15 protein-coding genes are annotated in these 14059 nt (G+C 74.0%); 2 read left to right on the forward strand and 13 right to left on the reverse strand.

Features of this window, described 5'->3' with window-relative positions; translation table 11 throughout:
- Positions 1-192: 192 nt before the first annotated feature.
- The gene (locus ACSDG8_RS29905) at positions 193-735 is read left to right on the forward strand and encodes an RNA 2'-phosphotransferase (RefSeq protein WP_210895231.1); all 543 of its coding nucleotides are present in this window, start codon (positions 193-195) and stop codon (positions 733-735) included.
- 7 nt (positions 736-742) lie between these two features.
- On the opposite strand, the gene ACSDG8_RS29910 is transcribed toward ACSDG8_RS29905, so the two are convergent.
- From ACSDG8_RS29910 to ACSDG8_RS29935, 6 genes are all read right to left on the reverse strand, one after another.
- Positions 743-2026 (reverse strand): sulfite oxidase, encoded by a 1284-nt coding sequence (locus tag ACSDG8_RS29910; protein ID WP_439427469.1) that lies wholly within the window; start codon positions 2024-2026, stop codon positions 743-745.
- An 82-nt stretch (positions 2027-2108) separates the two neighbouring features.
- Positions 2109-2747, reverse strand: coding sequence for a hypothetical protein (locus ACSDG8_RS29915; RefSeq protein WP_210895229.1), 639 nt, complete (start codon positions 2745-2747; stop codon positions 2109-2111).
- The gene (locus tag ACSDG8_RS29920) at positions 2744-4150 is read right to left on the reverse strand and encodes a selenium-binding family protein (protein ID WP_210895228.1); all 1407 of its coding nucleotides are present in this window, start codon (positions 4148-4150) and stop codon (positions 2744-2746) included. The genes ACSDG8_RS29915 and ACSDG8_RS29920 overlap by 4 nt, the downstream gene beginning before the upstream one ends.
- Positions 4151-4166: 16 nt before the next feature.
- Positions 4167-4892 carry an ABC transporter ATP-binding protein gene (locus tag ACSDG8_RS29925; protein ID WP_210895227.1) on the reverse strand — a complete coding sequence of 242 codons (726 nt, stop codon included), beginning with the start codon at positions 4890-4892 and terminating at the stop codon, positions 4167-4169.
- Entirely contained in the window at positions 4865-5701 is an 837-nt protein-coding gene (locus ACSDG8_RS29930) for an ABC transporter permease (protein ID WP_210895226.1), read from the reverse strand. Before ACSDG8_RS29930 ends, ACSDG8_RS29925 begins: the two co-directional genes overlap by 28 nt.
- Complete coding sequence (locus ACSDG8_RS29935) at positions 5698-6669, reverse strand: sulfonate ABC transporter substrate-binding protein (protein ID WP_210895225.1); 972 nt, start codon at positions 6667-6669, stop codon at positions 5698-5700. Before ACSDG8_RS29935 ends, ACSDG8_RS29930 begins: the two co-directional genes overlap by 4 nt.
- Before the next feature lie 142 nt (positions 6670-6811).
- On the opposite strand from ACSDG8_RS29935, the gene ACSDG8_RS29940 reads away from it, so the two are divergent.
- A complete protein-coding gene (locus ACSDG8_RS29940; protein WP_210895224.1) occupies positions 6812-7978 on the forward strand; it encodes an LLM class flavin-dependent oxidoreductase in 1167 nt (388 codons plus the stop codon).
- Positions 7979-8008: 30 nt separating this feature from the next.
- On the opposite strand, the gene ACSDG8_RS29945 is transcribed toward ACSDG8_RS29940, so the two are convergent.
- The 7 genes from ACSDG8_RS29945 to ACSDG8_RS29975 form a co-directional block, all read right to left on the reverse strand.
- Positions 8009-8518 (reverse strand): NUDIX domain-containing protein, encoded by a 510-nt coding sequence (locus tag ACSDG8_RS29945; RefSeq protein WP_210895223.1) that lies wholly within the window; start codon positions 8516-8518, stop codon positions 8009-8011.
- A 34-nt stretch (positions 8519-8552) separates the two neighbouring features.
- Positions 8553-9119 carry an NADAR family protein gene (locus tag ACSDG8_RS29950; RefSeq protein WP_439427470.1) on the reverse strand — a complete coding sequence of 189 codons (567 nt, stop codon included), beginning with the start codon at positions 9117-9119 and terminating at the stop codon, positions 8553-8555.
- A gap of 831 nt (positions 9120-9950) precedes the next feature.
- A complete protein-coding gene (locus ACSDG8_RS29955; protein ID WP_210895221.1) occupies positions 9951-10592 on the reverse strand; it encodes an SRPBCC family protein in 642 nt (213 codons plus the stop codon).
- On the reverse strand, positions 10589-10954 hold the full coding sequence (locus ACSDG8_RS29960) for an ArsR/SmtB family transcription factor (RefSeq protein WP_210895220.1): 366 nt from the start codon (positions 10952-10954) through the stop codon (positions 10589-10591). The genes ACSDG8_RS29955 and ACSDG8_RS29960 overlap by 4 nt, the downstream gene beginning before the upstream one ends.
- Positions 10955-11050: 96 nt before the next feature.
- Complete coding sequence (locus ACSDG8_RS29965) at positions 11051-11722, reverse strand: peptidoglycan recognition protein family protein (protein ID WP_210895219.1); 672 nt, start codon at positions 11720-11722, stop codon at positions 11051-11053.
- An 88-nt stretch (positions 11723-11810) separates the two neighbouring features.
- Positions 11811-12557 carry a lysozyme gene (locus ACSDG8_RS29970; RefSeq protein ID WP_210943036.1) on the reverse strand — a complete coding sequence of 249 codons (747 nt, stop codon included), beginning with the start codon at positions 12555-12557 and terminating at the stop codon, positions 11811-11813.
- Between the two features lie 126 nt (positions 12558-12683).
- Positions 12684-14042, reverse strand: a complete 1359-nt coding sequence (locus tag ACSDG8_RS29975; protein ID WP_307856241.1) for a flavin monoamine oxidase family protein — start codon at positions 14040-14042, stop codon at positions 12684-12686.
- Positions 14043-14059 lie beyond the last annotated feature (17 nt).

Raw genomic sequence — 14059 nt, forward strand, 5'->3', positions numbered from 1 at the left:
CTAGCTCGTCGATCATGGGGTGCCAGCCCCGGCAAAGCGCGTGAACCGGGCAGCCGAGGGGCCGAAACCGCAAGATCGACGAGGCGAGGCGGGGCGGGGCGGGGCGGGGCGGGGCGGGGAGGCAGGGCGGGCGAGGGGACGCGGGTGGGGAACTGCGTCGACAGGGGGCGGGGGCGGAATCACACTGGGCGGGTGGAACATCGCGATCTTGTTCGGGTGAGCAAGCGGCTGTCGCTGGCGCTGCGGCACCGGCCCGACGCGTACGGGCTGCGGCTCGACCGGGCCGGCTGGGTGCCGGTCGCCGACGTGCTCGCCGGGCTGGGGATCAGCCGCGCCCAACTGGACGCCGTGGTCGCGGGCAACGACAAGCAGCGCTTCGCGATCGAAACCGGCCCGGACGGGGCCGACCGGATCCGCGCCAACCAGGGGCACTCGGTTCCGGTCGACCTCGGCCTGACCCCGGCCGCGCCGCCGCCCCGGCTGTTCCACGGCACCGGCGAGGCCGTGCTGGACGCGATCCGGGCGCAGGGGCTGCGCCGGGGCGGGCGCCACCACGTACACCTGTCACAGGACGTGGCGACGGCCCGGCGGGTCGGCGCGCGCCGGGGCGGCGCGGTGGTGGTGCTGACCGTGGACGCGGCGGCGATGGCTGAGGCCGGTCACCTGTTCTACCGTTCGGCGAACGGGGTGTGGCTCACCGACACCGTGCCGCCGGCCTACCTCGGCACCGCCTGAGCGGCGGTCAGCAGGCGGTGACCGGGTGGGCCACCACGGCGTCGAAGAGGTACGCGAGGTCGTTGACGGCGGCCCGGTCGGGCTGGACGGCGCCGGTGCAGTCGGTGGCTCGGGCGCGCAGGACGTGCCGGCCCGCAGCTGGGGGACGCCAGCTGACGGTCCAGCGCTGCCAGGCGCCGCCCCGGTCGGCGTCGACCAGGTCGGCCGGGCGCCATCCGTCACCGGTGTCCACCTCGACGTGCGCGATCGGGCCGTTGCCGGACCAGGAGCGGCCGGTGAGCAGCACCTCCTCGCCGGCCGGCAGCCGGACGTCCCAGGGCAGCTCGAACGCGCTGCGTACCGGCTGGGCGGTGAGCGCGGTGCCGTCGGCGGGGTGGCCGGGGCCGAACATCCGGTAGAACTGCGTGTTCCACGGCGAGAACAGCGGGGTGGTGGAGACCTCGATCGCGCCCACCCACTTGATCGAGGAGATGCCGACCCAGCCGGGCACCACGACTCGCACCGGGTAGCCGTGGTCGGGGGGCAGCGGCTCGCCGTTCATCTCGTACGCCAGCAGCACGTCGTCGAGCGCCTTGGCGACCGGCATCGGGCGGCGTACCCGGCCGAGGTTGACCCCGCCGGAGACGTAGTCCGGGTCGAGGCCCTCGGGCATCACGTCGACCGCGTCGTCGCGCAGTCCGGCCAGGCGCAGCACCGTGCCGAGCCGCACGCCCCGCCAGCGGGCCACGCCGACGCTGCCCAGTCCCCACGCCACGCCCGGGGCGGGCTCGTCCTGCTGCTCGGCGAAGTAGCGCCGTCCGTTTCCGGCGCACTCCAGCAGCGCCGCGTGCTCCTCGGCGGGCAGCCGGCGCAGCTCGTCGAGGTCGAACTCGACCGGGTTGTCGCGGGTGGGCGCGCCGCGCAGGCCGTCGCCGAACAGGCGCAGCCGCCAGGTGGCCGCGTCCAGGTGCGGGGTGACCGTGTGGTTGCGGACGAAGAAGCGGTCGGTCGGGACCACGTACCCCTGGCCGGCCATCGACGGCCAGCGCATCTCGGCGTTGGTGTCCAGCGGGCGCAGCAGCTCCGGCGGCAGCGGCTTGACGATCGGCGCGCCGGGGTCGACGCCGACCGGCGCGGACGCCACCGCGACCGGCTCGCGCTCCGCGGCGGCGGCGGTCACCGCGCCCATCGCCGCGCCCACCTCCAGCAGCCGGTCGCGGTCGACGCCCGGCCCGTGCGCCTGCCCGGCGAGCCACTGCCGGCTCCGGTCGGCGTCGTGGGCGGCTTCGGCTGAGGACGGGGACTGACTCACGACTGACCTCCAGGGTGGGCGACGCTGCCTTTCCTATTCAATCAGTAGGACTTTTCATCGATCCGTCGCAGGTGGTGGCGACTCACGCCGCAGCGAGCAGCGTCACCACCCCGGCCGCCACGAGCACACCGGCCCAGAGCCGGTCGACGTTGAACCAGGCCCGGCGCAGCACACCGACGCCGAGCACCTCGTACACCAGCAGGGCCACGGCCAGCGCGACGGCGAGCATGGCGGCGGTGTGCACGGCGGCGGCGAGCAGGCCGGTCAGCGCGCCGGCCGGCGCGGCGGCGAGGTGCCCGGCGTGCGGGCCTCCGCCGGCCGCCGGTTCGGCGAGCAGCACCGGCAGCAGCATCAGGCCCGCGCCGTGCGCCGCCGACATCAGGAACGACCAGGCGGCGAGCTGCGCCGCCGACAGCCGCATCCCGGCCCACCGGAAGTGCCGGTCGGACAGCAGCCGCCACAGCCCGAACCCGACCAGCAGCACGCCGCCGGCCACCGCGACCAGGGTGCTCGCCGTCACCGACCGGGTCGCACTGACCAGGGCGGCGACCACCGCCACCGACGCCAGGTGACCGGCGGCGATCGGCGGCAGCGCCGCCAGCAGCGCGGCCCGGCGGCGCTCCTGGAGGCCCCGGGCCACCGCGAACAGCCACCCCATCGCCGGGTTCAGCCCGTGGAACGCGCCGAGGCCGCCCAGCGCCGCCCAGGTCGCGCCGGTCACGGGAAGCAGTACGAGTCGGACGAGGCGTCGCCGCCCTGCAACCGGGTCTGGTGCACGCGCAGGCCGCGGAACTCCTCCCCGCGCGGGAAGAACCGCGGGTCCGGCACCAGGCCCCCATGCTCCGGGTCGACGTCGAGCTTCGCCACCCAGGCACCCACCCCGTCGGGGTAGAACTGGTCGTCCCAGGCGCCGTAGAGCGAGTTGCTGACGTAGACGCGGCGGCCGTCCCGGCTGATCTCCACCATCTGCGGCCCGCCGGCCAGCGGCTCGTCCGGGAACGCCGGGTGCGGGGTGCGGTTGACGATGCCACCCAGGCGCACCGAGCCGACGCGTACCGGGTGGAACGGGTCGCTGACGTCGTAGCGGATCAGTTCGCCGGTGCCCCAGCAGGAGACGTGCAGGAACCGGTCGTCCACCGACAGGTCGATGTCGGTGACCAGCGGCGGCACCGCCCCGAACGGCTTGAGCAGGTCCGGCAGGTCGGCCGGGTCGGCCGGTTCGGCCGGGATGTCGATCACCTTGGTCACCGCCCAGGCGTCGCCGTCGCGGTGCCACAGCCAGATCGAGGCGGACAGGTCCTCGACGCTGATCACCACGCCGACGAAGCCGTACGACTTCGTCGGGTCGTGTGCGGGGCGCAGCTCCAGCGGCATCTGGTACTGGTCGCCGAGGTCGACGCGCTGCACGTGCCGGCGCTTCGCCAGGTCCCAGAAGTGGATCGCGTGCCCGTACCCGCGGCCCAGCAGCAGTTCCCCGACGATGCCGTCCTCGATCATCGACGGCGTGCCCCACTCGCTGGTGACCAGCACGTCCTGGGTGTAGTGCCACCAGAAGTCGTACGCCAGGAACTGCGGCCCCCGGTCGGCCTCCCACGCGCCGCGTACCTCGAACGTGGTGTGGTCGAGCACGGCGATGCCGCCGGGTCCCTCCTGCCCGTCCGCGCCGCCGAGGGCGGATACGTAGATGCCGTCCGGCCCGCAGTGCACGGTGTGCGGGCGGGAGTACCCGGCGCGCTTGCCGAGTTCCTCCGCCTCGATCACCTTCACCAGCTCGGGGCGGCGCGGGTCGGTCTTGGTGTCCAGCACGTGGATCCGGGACGAGCGCAGGCCCGGCACGATCAGGTAGCGGCGTTCCACGTGCGGGTGCGGCGCGGTCGGGCAGAGCGCGCTGCTGCACGCGTTCCAGCCGAAGTGGTGCAGCTCGTCGCCGGTGTTCGGCAGTTCGGTCCAGCCGACGACCCGGCCGTACGAGCCGGAGTCCGGGTCGGTGTCGAGCACCGCGATGGCGTCGGGCCGCTGCCCGGCGCGGTCGAACGCGGCGACGTAGGCGAGTTTCTCGGCCGGCGCGGTCGCGGCGAGTGCGGGGGAGGGGTAGAAGGTCGGGTCGGGCGTCCAGCGGGTCATCAGGTCTCCCTCGCGGTCAGCCGGCGGGTACGCCGAGGCGGTCGAGCAGGTGGCGGCGCAGCGCGCCGAGGGCCGGGTCGTCGGGGCTCGGGGACGGGCCGAGGCGTACCGGCACCTCCTCGGCGATCACGCCGTCGTCGAGGAGCAGGACGCGGTCGGCCAGCAGCAGCGCCTCCTCCACGTCGTGGGTGACCAGCAGCGCGGCGAAGCCGTGCTGGGCGCGCAGCCGCCGCAGCAGCCCCTGCATGCGCAGCCGGGTCAGCGCGTCGAGTGCGCCGAACGGCTCGTCCAGCAGCAGCAGGTCCGGTTCGCGGACCAGCGCGCGGGCCACCGCGACCCGCTGCGCCTGCCCGCCGGACAGCTCCGCCGGCCAGGCCCGGCCCCGGTCGGCGAGCCCCACCTCGGCCAGCGCGCGGCCGACCCGCCCGCCCACGTCCGGCCCGGTCAGGCCGAGCGCCACGTTGTCGGCCACCCGCTTCCACGGCAGCAGCCGGTGTTCCTGGAACACCACGGCGGCGGTGCCGTGCACCGCGTGCTCGCCGCCCGCGCCGCCGTCGAGCCCGGCGAGCACGCGCAGCAGCGTGCTCTTGCCGGAGCCGCTGCCGCCGAGCAGCGCCACCGTCTCTCCGGCGCCGATGGTCAGGTCCACCCCGGCCAGCACCACCGCCGGGCCGAAGGACCGGGTCACCGCCCGTGCGGTGAGCACCGGCCCGGTCAGGTCGCGCGCAGTCCGCGTCGCCACGCCAGCGTCCTCCTCTCCGCGTACCGGATGAGCAGGTCGGAGGCGAGCCCCAGCAGCGCGTAGATGAGCAGGCCGAGCACCACCACGTCGGTCTGGCTGAACTCGCGCGCCTCCATCATCAGGAACCCGACGCCGGTCTGCGCGTTCACCTGCTCACCGACGACCAGGCTCAGCCAGGCCGCGCCGATGGCCAGCCGCAGCCCGAGGAACAGCGCCGGCAGAGCGCCGGGCAGCACCACGTGCCGCAGCCGGGCCGCCGCGCCGAGGCCGCAGGTGCGCGCCGCCTCCACCAGCCGCTCGTCGATGTCGCGGATGCCGGCGTACGTGTTGAAGTAGATCGGGAAGAACGCGCCGAGCGCGACCAGCGTGACCTTCAGCGACTCGCCGATGCCCACCCAGATGATCAGCAGCGGGACCAGGCCCAGGTGCGGCAGCATCCGGGCCATCTGCACCGGCGGGTCGACCAGGTCGTCGCCGAGGCGCAGCAGCCCCGCCGCCGCGCCGAGCACCAGTGCCAGGCCGCCGCCGATGAGCAGGCCGAGCGCGGCGCGGGTGAGCGAGTCGAGCAGGTGCACGCCGAGCGTGCCGTCGCGCGCCAGCCGCCACCCGGTGGCCAGCACCGCGCTGGGCGCGGGCAGCTTCTCGGGGGCGAGCAGCCCGGTCCGCGCGGCGACCTCCCAGCCGAGCACCAGCACGACCGGGCTCACCGCGCGCCGCCACCGCCGGGCGGTCCGGGTCCGCGACCGCCGCGGCGTCGCTCGATCGGGTACGACAGGCGCGGCGGCCTCGGCCAGCGCCGGACCGCTCACTGGAACGCCTCGTTGAACCGGCCGTCCACCCGCCCGGCGATGTCGACCGGTCCGGGCACGAGCTTCAGCTCCACGAAGCTGTCCGCGATGGCCTGCAACTCCGCGCCGATCTCCGGGGTGACCGGGGCGAGCGGCTTGGCGCTGCGGGCCAGCGCCCGGGTGGTCACGTCGAGCGGGATGTTCAGCTCCGGGGCGAGGACGGCGGCCCGCTCGCTCGGGTGGGCGATGCCCCAGTCGGTGGTCTGCCGGTACGTGTCCAGGAACGCCCGCACGTCGTCGGTGCGGTTCTTCGCCGCGTCCGGCGCGGCCAGCACGTACTCGCGGTTGCCGGCCAGGCCGGTGGCGTCGGCGAGCACGCGTACGCCGGGCTGCTCGGCCAGCGCGAAGTAGGGATCCCAGATGATCCAGGCGTCGACCTGTCCGTTGTCGAACGCGGGCCGCCCCTCGGCGGGCTTGAGGTACTTCACCTTGATGTCAGCGAGCGTCATCCGGTTCGCCTCCAGCAGCTTCACCAGCAGCCAGTGCACGTTGGAGCCCTTGTTCAGCGCGACGGTGCGCCCGCGTAGGTCGGCGAATCCACGATACGGGCTGCCCGCCTTGACCAGAACCGCCTCGCCCTGCGGGATCGGCTGGGAGGTGCCGACCACGGAGAACGGGATCTTCCCGGCGGCGGCGAACACGGGCGGCGCCTCGCCGACCTGGCCGATGTCGATCGAGCCGGCCTTCAGCGCCTCGGTCAGCGCCGGTCCGCTCTCGAACAGCGACCAGGTGACGTTCTTCGCGTCGCCGCGCGCCTTGACCAGGCTGAGCCCGCCGAAGCGCTGGTAGCCGATCCGCAGTGGGCCGTCGCTGCCGCCGCTGGCGTCGGCCGCCTCGCCACCGCAGGCCGTCAGCGCCGTCGCGGCGAGCAGCGCGAGGGTGGTGAGCAGCGCGGCCACCGGGCGGCGGCGCGATCTGGGGGTACGCATGGCGACTCCTCGGGGAGGGGATGGGCCCGGCCATCGACGGGCGACAGCAACCTACCAACCCGATAGGTTTTATGGGTAGTGTGTCGGCGTGGACGTCCCACCACTCAGGAGACGACCCGTCCGACGCGCACCGGAGGCCCCCATGTCGCTCACCTTCCACTGGTTCCTGCCGACCTACGGCGACAGCCGGGACATCGTGGGCGGCGGACACGGCGTGCCGGTCGGCACCGCCGGCGGCGCGCGACCGGCGAGTGTGGCGTACCTGGGGCAGATCGCCCGCACCGCCGAACAGCTCGGCTTCGCCGGCGCGCTCACCCCCACCGGCGCCTGGTGCGAGGACGCCTGGCTGACCACCGCCATGCTCACCGAGGTCACCGAGCGGCTGAAGTTCCTCGTCGCGTTCCGCCCCGGCCTGCTCTCACCCACCCTCGCCGCGCAGATGGCCGCCACGTTCCAGCGCCTGTCCGGCGGGCGGCTGCTGCTCAACGTGGTCACCGGCGGCGAGTCCGCCGAGCAACGGGCGTACGGCGACTTCCTGGACAAGGACGCCCGCTACGCGCGTACCGACGAGTTCCTGCACGTGGTGCGGGCCTTGTGGCGCGGCGAGACGGTCGACCACGACGGCGCCCACGTGCGGGTCCAGGGCGCCCGGCTCGCCCGCGTGCCCGACCCGGTGCCGCCCGTCTACTTCGGCGGGTCGTCCGGCGCGGCCGGGCCGGTGGCGGTACGCCACAGCGACGTGTACCTGACCTGGGGCGAACCGCCCGCGCAGGTGGCCGGCAAGCTGGACTGGATCCGCGGGCTCGCCGCCGAGGCCGGCCGCGAGCTGCGCTACGGCATCCGGCTGCACGTGATCAGCCGGGACACCGCCGAGGAGGCGTGGGCCCAGGCGCGCAAGCTGCTCGACGGCATCCCCGAGACCGACGTGCGGGCGGTGCAGGAAGGGCTGCGGCGCAGCGAGTCCGAGGGGCAGCGGCGGATGCTCGACCTGCACGGCGGCTCCCGCGACGGGCTGGAGGTCTCGCCGAACCTGTGGGCCGGATTCGGGCTGGTACGCGGCGGCGCGGGCACCGCGCTCGTCGGCAGCCACACCGAGGTCGCCGACCGGATCGCCGAGTACCACGCGCTCGGCCTGGACGAGTTCATCCTCTCCGGCCACCCGCACCTGGAGGAGGCGTACTGGTTCGGCGAGGGCGTGCTGCCGATCCTGCGGCGGCGCGGGCTGTGGCGGCACCCGGCCGGCGAGCCGGAGACCGAGGCGCCGGCCGCCGTGCCGTTCTCACCCCAGCCGGTCCCGGCCCGCGGCTGACCGCGCCGCGCGCCGCCGGAGTCGCCCCGGTCAGAGCGGGCGTTGCCCGGCGAGAAAGTCGGCCAGCACCCGGGTGTGCGTGGAGAAGGCCAGCTCGACCGGATCGGTGAGCACCAGCCACTCGGTGGCTTCCTCCGTCGGCGCCGACGGAGGCAGGTCACCGACCGCCCGCTCGGGCAGCACCCCGAAGACCATCATCGTGCCGCCCGCCGGAGCGCCGTGCACCGCGAACAGCCGCGCCTCGCCGGCCTCGGCCAGCAGCCCGGTCTCCTCGCGCAGCTCCCGCACGAGCGCCTCGGACCACTCCTCGCCGTACTCGATGAAGCCACCCGGCAGCGCCAGCAGGCCACGCGCGGGTTCGATGTCGCGGCGCACGACGACCACGCCGACCCCTTGCGGCGTGCGGACCGGCAGCACCGCCACCGCGACCGGCAGCGGGTTGCGCCACACCGTCTCTCCGCAGGAGGAACAGACCCGCGGCCACCCGGCGCCCGCCGGGTAGGCCGCGCCGCAGAAGGAGCAGTGCGAGTACGGGGTCACGCCGCAGCACGTTACCCGCATCCGTCACCGGAGGTCAGCCGTCACCCCCTCGACCGGCGAGCACGGCGCGTGCCTCCATCAGGGCGAACCCGAGCAGATTGTCACCCCGCCAGGTCGCCGGGTCGGCGGCGCGCGGATCGTCGGCGGTCAGGCCGATGCCCCAGATCCGGTCCGTCGGGCTGGCCTCCACGAGGACCCGGTCGCCGGTGCCGAGCAGGAACCGCCGCAACGTCTCGTGCTGACCGAACTTGGCCACGCTGCCGGCCACCACGATCTCGTAGCGGCGGGCGGTCCAGGTCGCCTCGTCGAAGTCGCGCACCTGCCGGCCGAGCGCCTTGGCCCGGTGCGGATGCCCGGCGGCCAGCACCCGCTCGGCGACCACGTGGTCGCCGAAGAGCGTGGCCTTGTGCCACATCATCCAGTGCTCGGCGGTCGCGAACTCCCTGCCGTCCACAGTGAACGTGGCCGGCCACCACTGGCTCAGGCAACCCGCGCCGACGCTGCCGTCGCGTTGCGGGCGGTGCCCCCAGAAGCGCAGGTACTTGAACGTCTGACCGGCGTCGACGGCGGTGGTCAGGTCGGCGACGGAACGGATCGGCATGCCCCGCAGTCTGCCCCACCCCACCGATATCCGACCGCCGCTTTTCCGCGACATTGCGCCGCGTTCCACCACTGTGGACCCTGCCGTTAGCCGACTCCATCCGCAGGCACCCTCGGCGCACCGGCCTTGACCGCCTCGCCAGGCACGTCGCCCGTCGACGTAGCTCGCCCGAAGCCCGCCTGGCCCCGTGCTGGGCGCGGCATCCCATATCGGGGAAGTGCCTTCCGCATCGCGGGACGCAGAGAGGACTTGGCTTGGCCGCCTCGCCCACGCGCACCGCGTCGCCCGTCGACACAGCACGCCCAGACCCCGCCTCCTGCCCCCGTTCGAGGCCGGTGTCCCGCATCTAGGGAGACGCCTCCCGCACCCCGGGATGCAGAGAGATCTTGGTAGGAAAAGGCCCTCATAGGGGCCTTTTCCTACCAAGATCTCAAGGAGCCCGGCGAGAGCCGCCAGGGCGACCGGCGAGGCGCGCTATGAGACGCGATTGCGGCGAGGTGCCGGGCCGATCAAGGCGGAGTCGTGCCGATCAAGGCGGACCGGGGCGATCACGGCGGAGCGTGGGCGATCGCGGCAGAGCGTGTGCGAGGGTGGCCGGTCAGTGGAACAAGGACGGCCGGTCCGCGGGAAGTGGCCAGTGTCGACCGCGAGGCCGCCGACGTCAGCGTCCCGGCCCACGAGATCCCGAGCCACCCTCGCTCGCCGGGGCGAACATCAACTGTCCAGCACGTCGCCGTAGCCCCGCCGATCTTGCACTTTGGTGCCCCGCAATCCAGGCGGAAACGGGCATCGCAGGGACCAGAACTGCAAGATCGGCGAGGGCGAGGGCGGTCAGGGGGTGGGGGCGCCGGTGTAGAACGCGGTCACGCGCTCGCCCGCGGCCTGTGCCTCCTCGGCGGGGGTGCCGGCCTCGATGCTCGCCGCCGTCCAGCTGTTGCCGGACTCGGTGACGAAGCGGAGCCCGTCCGGTGAGGCCATCCACTCGGCCGCGGCGGCCGGGTCGACACCAGTGCCGTCGGCCGCGAAGTGGGAGGCCAGTCCCATCAGTGCGAGGTCCCAGCCGATGCCGACAGCGCCGGGGCCGTACTCGGCCCACCGCTGGTCGTCGACGTGTGCGACGTGTTCCAGCTCGAAGCGGGTACGCCCCGGGCCGGCTTCGCGCAGCCGCACCTCGATCCAGCTCACCTCGTCGCCGTACTCCCAGGTGGCGGCGAAGCCGTGCGGCGGGTCGCAGCGCTCGACCGTGCCGGCGGCGTTGCCCTCCAGCTGGTAGCGACCGCCGAGGCTCAGGTCGCCGGAGATCGGCAGGAACCAGCGGGGTGTCCGTTCCGGGTTGGTGCAGGCGTCGAAGACGTCGGCCACCGGCGCGTCGTACGTCTGGGCGATGGTGAGCACCCGCGCCTGCCCGGCGGGGAGCGTACGGTCGCCGATGCGGCGCTCGACGGCGCTGATCTGTCCGGTCACGTCGATCATGGGTCGGTCCTCTCGTCGTGGGTGTCGTCCTCGCGCAGCCGCCGTTCGCGGCGGCCCCGGGCCAGTTCGGTGGCGAGCGCTGCCAGTGGCGACGTCCAGAAGCGGCGGAACCCGTCCAGCCACGCGTCGATGTCGCGCAGCGGGCCGGGATCCACGGCGTAGAGCCGGCGGGTGCCGTCGGCGCGAACCGTGGTGAAGCCGTGTTCGCGCAGCACCTTGAGGTGCTGCGAGACGGCGGGCTGGCTGATGCCGAACTCGCGCCGGACGGTCTCGCCGAGCGTCCCGGCGGGCTGCTCACCGTCGGCGAGCAGTTCCAGGATCCGGCGGCGGACCGGGTCGCCGAGGACGTCGAAGGCGTGCACGACCCATATATATCAGGCCCAGCTTATATAAGCTAGCACTAACACTGACGTACGCGGGACGCCCGTCGCACCCGGGCGTCCCGCGTACCCCCGTGGTCAGCCGCCGAGACGAGCGGCGACGGTACGGCGCAGCTCCGGCAGGCGGTCGTGCAGCAGCCCCGGGCACTGCGTGTTGTTGAAGTCCTTGTGTCCGTAGATCTCGGTGGGCGGGATGCCGTACTGCTGGCAGGTGAACGCGCAGAACGTGACGAGGCTGTTCCAGAGCGCCTGCGGCGGCTGCACGTCCACGTAGATGCCGTCGTTCTCGATGCCGATGGCCTGGCTGTTCTGCCCGACGCAGTGCGCGCCCTGCACCATGGTCTGGCCGTGCAGCAGCGCGTAGAGGCTGCCGTGCCGGCCCTCGGTCAGGTAGCCGCCGCGGCTGTTTGTGAAGTGCTGCCCGGAGTCGAGCCAGCCGTTGCTGTCCATGTGCAGGTTCTGGATGTCGCGGGAGTTGCGGTACGCCTGGGCGAGGCTGTAGTCGGTCGTGTTCGGGAACGCCGTGTGGTGCACGATGATCTTGTTGGGCCGGCTGGCCACCACGCTCACCGGCGACGAGGGCGGGCGGGCGCCCCAGGTCGCGCAGTTGGCGATGGTCGGCTGGTCGACACGGGTGGCGGCGGCCCGCGCGTCGGGGCGCGAGCCGATCTGGGTCAGCGCGCCGACGCCGGCGGCGCCGAGCAGGACCGCGCCGCGCAGCACGGTCCGCCGGGGAACGGGAAGAGACATCGCAACCTCCTCGCGGAAGGGGAGCGCCGGATCGACCGGTACGCCGGGCGTGGCGGGACCGGCACCGCCCGCCACGCCCGGGCCGGGGTCAGCAGGGTCCGTTGCAGGCCAGCACGCGCAGCCGGTCGAGCGAGCCGTTCCACACGTTCTGGTCGCCGGGGAAGACGCCGGAGGAGGACCACTGCCAGAACGAGTACGTGCCCCAGCCCGCCGGCAGCGTGCCGACGCTGCTGGAGTACCTGGCGATCCACAGTGGGTTGTTGGCGGCAAACTGCGAGGTGTTGCCGGTGCAGGTGCTCCACCAGTCGGTGGTGGTGTAGATGGTGGCCCACCGGCCGGTACGGGCGTAGTACTGGCTGACGAACGAGGCGATCCAGCTGCGCATCGACGCCTGGCTCAGCCCGTAGCAGGTCGCGCCGTACGGGTTGTACTCGATGTCCAGCGCGCCGGGCAGCGTTCGTCCGTCCTTGGACCAGCCGCCGCCGTGGTCGACGAAGTAGTTGGCCTGGGTGGCGCCGCTGGTGGTGTCGGGGCGGGCGAAGTGGTACGAGCCGCGGATCATCCCGACGTTGTACGAGCCGTTGTACTGCTGGGCGAAGTACGGGTTGGTGTAGTACGTGCCCTCGGTCGCCTTGACGTAGGCGAACCGGGCGCCGTTTGCCCACGCCCCGGACCAGTTCACGTTGCCCTGGTGGCTGGAGACGTCCATGCCGGGCAGTCCGGCCGGGGCGGCGGAGGCGGGTGCCACCCCGGACAGGGTCGCGGCGGCGACGGTGACGGTGGCGAGCAGTGCGGCTCCGGCCGCGCGCAGCGCCGATCGGATCGATTCGTGCATCTGTCCTCCCTGGGGGTTGCCGCGCTCCGGCGGCGGGAGTATGACGAAAGGAACTGTCGTCATTAGTGCACAGGGCGGAGAAACTTTTCAATAGAGCGTATCGAAGAATCTCACTGGATCGGGTGCTCAGTCGAGCTGGGCGAGCACCTCGGTGGCGGCGCGCTCGCCGGCGGTCACCGCGCCCTCCAGGTAGCCGCTCCACCGGGTCGCGGTCTCGGTGCCGGCCCAGTGCACCCGCCCGGCCGGCGTCCGCAGCTCCGGGCCGTAGCCGCACCACGCGCCGGGCGGCAGGACGCCGCAGAAGCAGCCGCGCGTCCACTCGTCGGCCGACCAGTCGTACTCGACGAGGTCGTCGGGGCGTGCGGCGGCCGGGCCGAAGATCGCTGCCAGCGCGTCGCGCAGCGCGTCCCGGCGCGCGTCGTGCGGCAGCCGGCGCAGCGCCCGGGCCTGCGCGCCGTAGCTGAACGCGGTGAGGATCCCGCCCGGGGCGTCCGGCAGCGAGTTGTCCACCGTCTCGGTGATCGGGCAGGTGTCCGTGCTGGACACCCCGGAGCGGCCGTCGGCGCGCCAGAACGGCTCCGGGTAGAGCGCGTGGACCTTGAGCGCCACGCCCATCGGCATCCGCTGGGTCAGCCCGTCGCGCAGCGGCGGCAGCGGCGGGTCGTACCGGATGCGCCCGGCCAGCGTCGGCGCCAGCGCGACCACCACCGCGTCGCCGTGGTGGGTCTCGCCGCCGGAGCGCACCCGCACACCGTCGCCGTCCTGCGCGACGCCGTCCACCGGGGCGTCCAGGCACAGGCTTCCCGGCGGCAGCGCGGCGGCCATCCGCCCGGCCAGCGCAGCCGGGCCACCGGCGATCCGGTCCTGCTGTGCGCCACCGGCCATCCGCAGCAGCGACCGGGTGCCGCCGCCGCTGCGCAGGTAGAACAGCATGTGCAGCAGCGAGACCTCGTCCGGCGAGGCGGCCAGCAGGCCACCGGCGAGCATCCGGCCCGCGTACCCGGCGGTGACCGGGTCGGCCCCGCTCGCGTCGAGCCAGCCGCCGAACGTGACCCGGTCCCACCGCGCCGCCTCGTCGGCCCGCCACGGCGCGGCCGGATCGAGCCCGGCCGCCATCTCGTCGAGCGTGCCCAGCAGCGCGGACAGCCCGGGCGGCTCGCCGGTGGCCGGGCGTCCGCCGAGCAGCAGCGTCGCCGCGCCGTGCGCGGGGGAGGGAAACGTGGTCAGGCCGTACGCGGCGACGAGCGCGTACATCCGGTCCTGGGTCGGGCCGATCCACTGCGCGCCCAGATCGAGCCAGCCGCCGCCGGGCAACGGGCGGCTCAGCGTCCGGCCGCCCACCCGGTCCCGGGCCTCCAGCACCCGCACCTCGGCGCCTGCGGCGTCCAGCGCGAGCGCGCAGGCCAGCCCGGAGAACCCGGCGCCCACGACGACGACCCGGTGGCGGCGCACGCGACGGCGTACCCCGCTCCCGGCCGGATTCACCCGGCCCGGCGTGTCGA

The organism is Micromonospora sp. LA-10 (assembly GCF_051853095.1).
GTDB classification, from domain to species: domain Bacteria; phylum Actinomycetota; class Actinomycetes; order Mycobacteriales; family Micromonosporaceae; genus Micromonospora; species Micromonospora echinospora_A.

Coding starts and splice junctions, on each gene's coding strand:
- ACSDG8_RS29940 (WP_210895224.1), top strand. CDS start 6,812: ATGTCGCTCACCTTCCACTGGTTCCTGCCGACCTACGGCGACAGCCGG.
- ACSDG8_RS29950 (WP_439427470.1), bottom strand. CDS start 9,119: ATGCCGATCCGTTCCGTCGCCGACCTGACCACCGCCGTCGACGCCGGT.
- ACSDG8_RS29965 (WP_210895219.1), bottom strand. CDS start 11,722: ATGTCTCTTCCCGTTCCCCGGCGGACCGTGCTGCGCGGCGCGGTCCTG.
- ACSDG8_RS29935 (WP_210895225.1), bottom strand. CDS start 6,669: ATGCGTACCCCCAGATCGCGCCGCCGCCCGGTGGCCGCGCTGCTCACC.
- ACSDG8_RS29920 (WP_210895228.1), bottom strand. CDS start 4,150: ATGACCCGCTGGACGCCCGACCCGACCTTCTACCCCTCCCCCGCACTC.
- ACSDG8_RS29955 (WP_210895221.1), bottom strand. CDS start 10,592: ATGATCGACGTGACCGGACAGATCAGCGCCGTCGAGCGCCGCATCGGC.
- ACSDG8_RS29970 (WP_210943036.1), bottom strand. CDS start 12,557: ATGCACGAATCGATCCGATCGGCGCTGCGCGCGGCCGGAGCCGCACTG.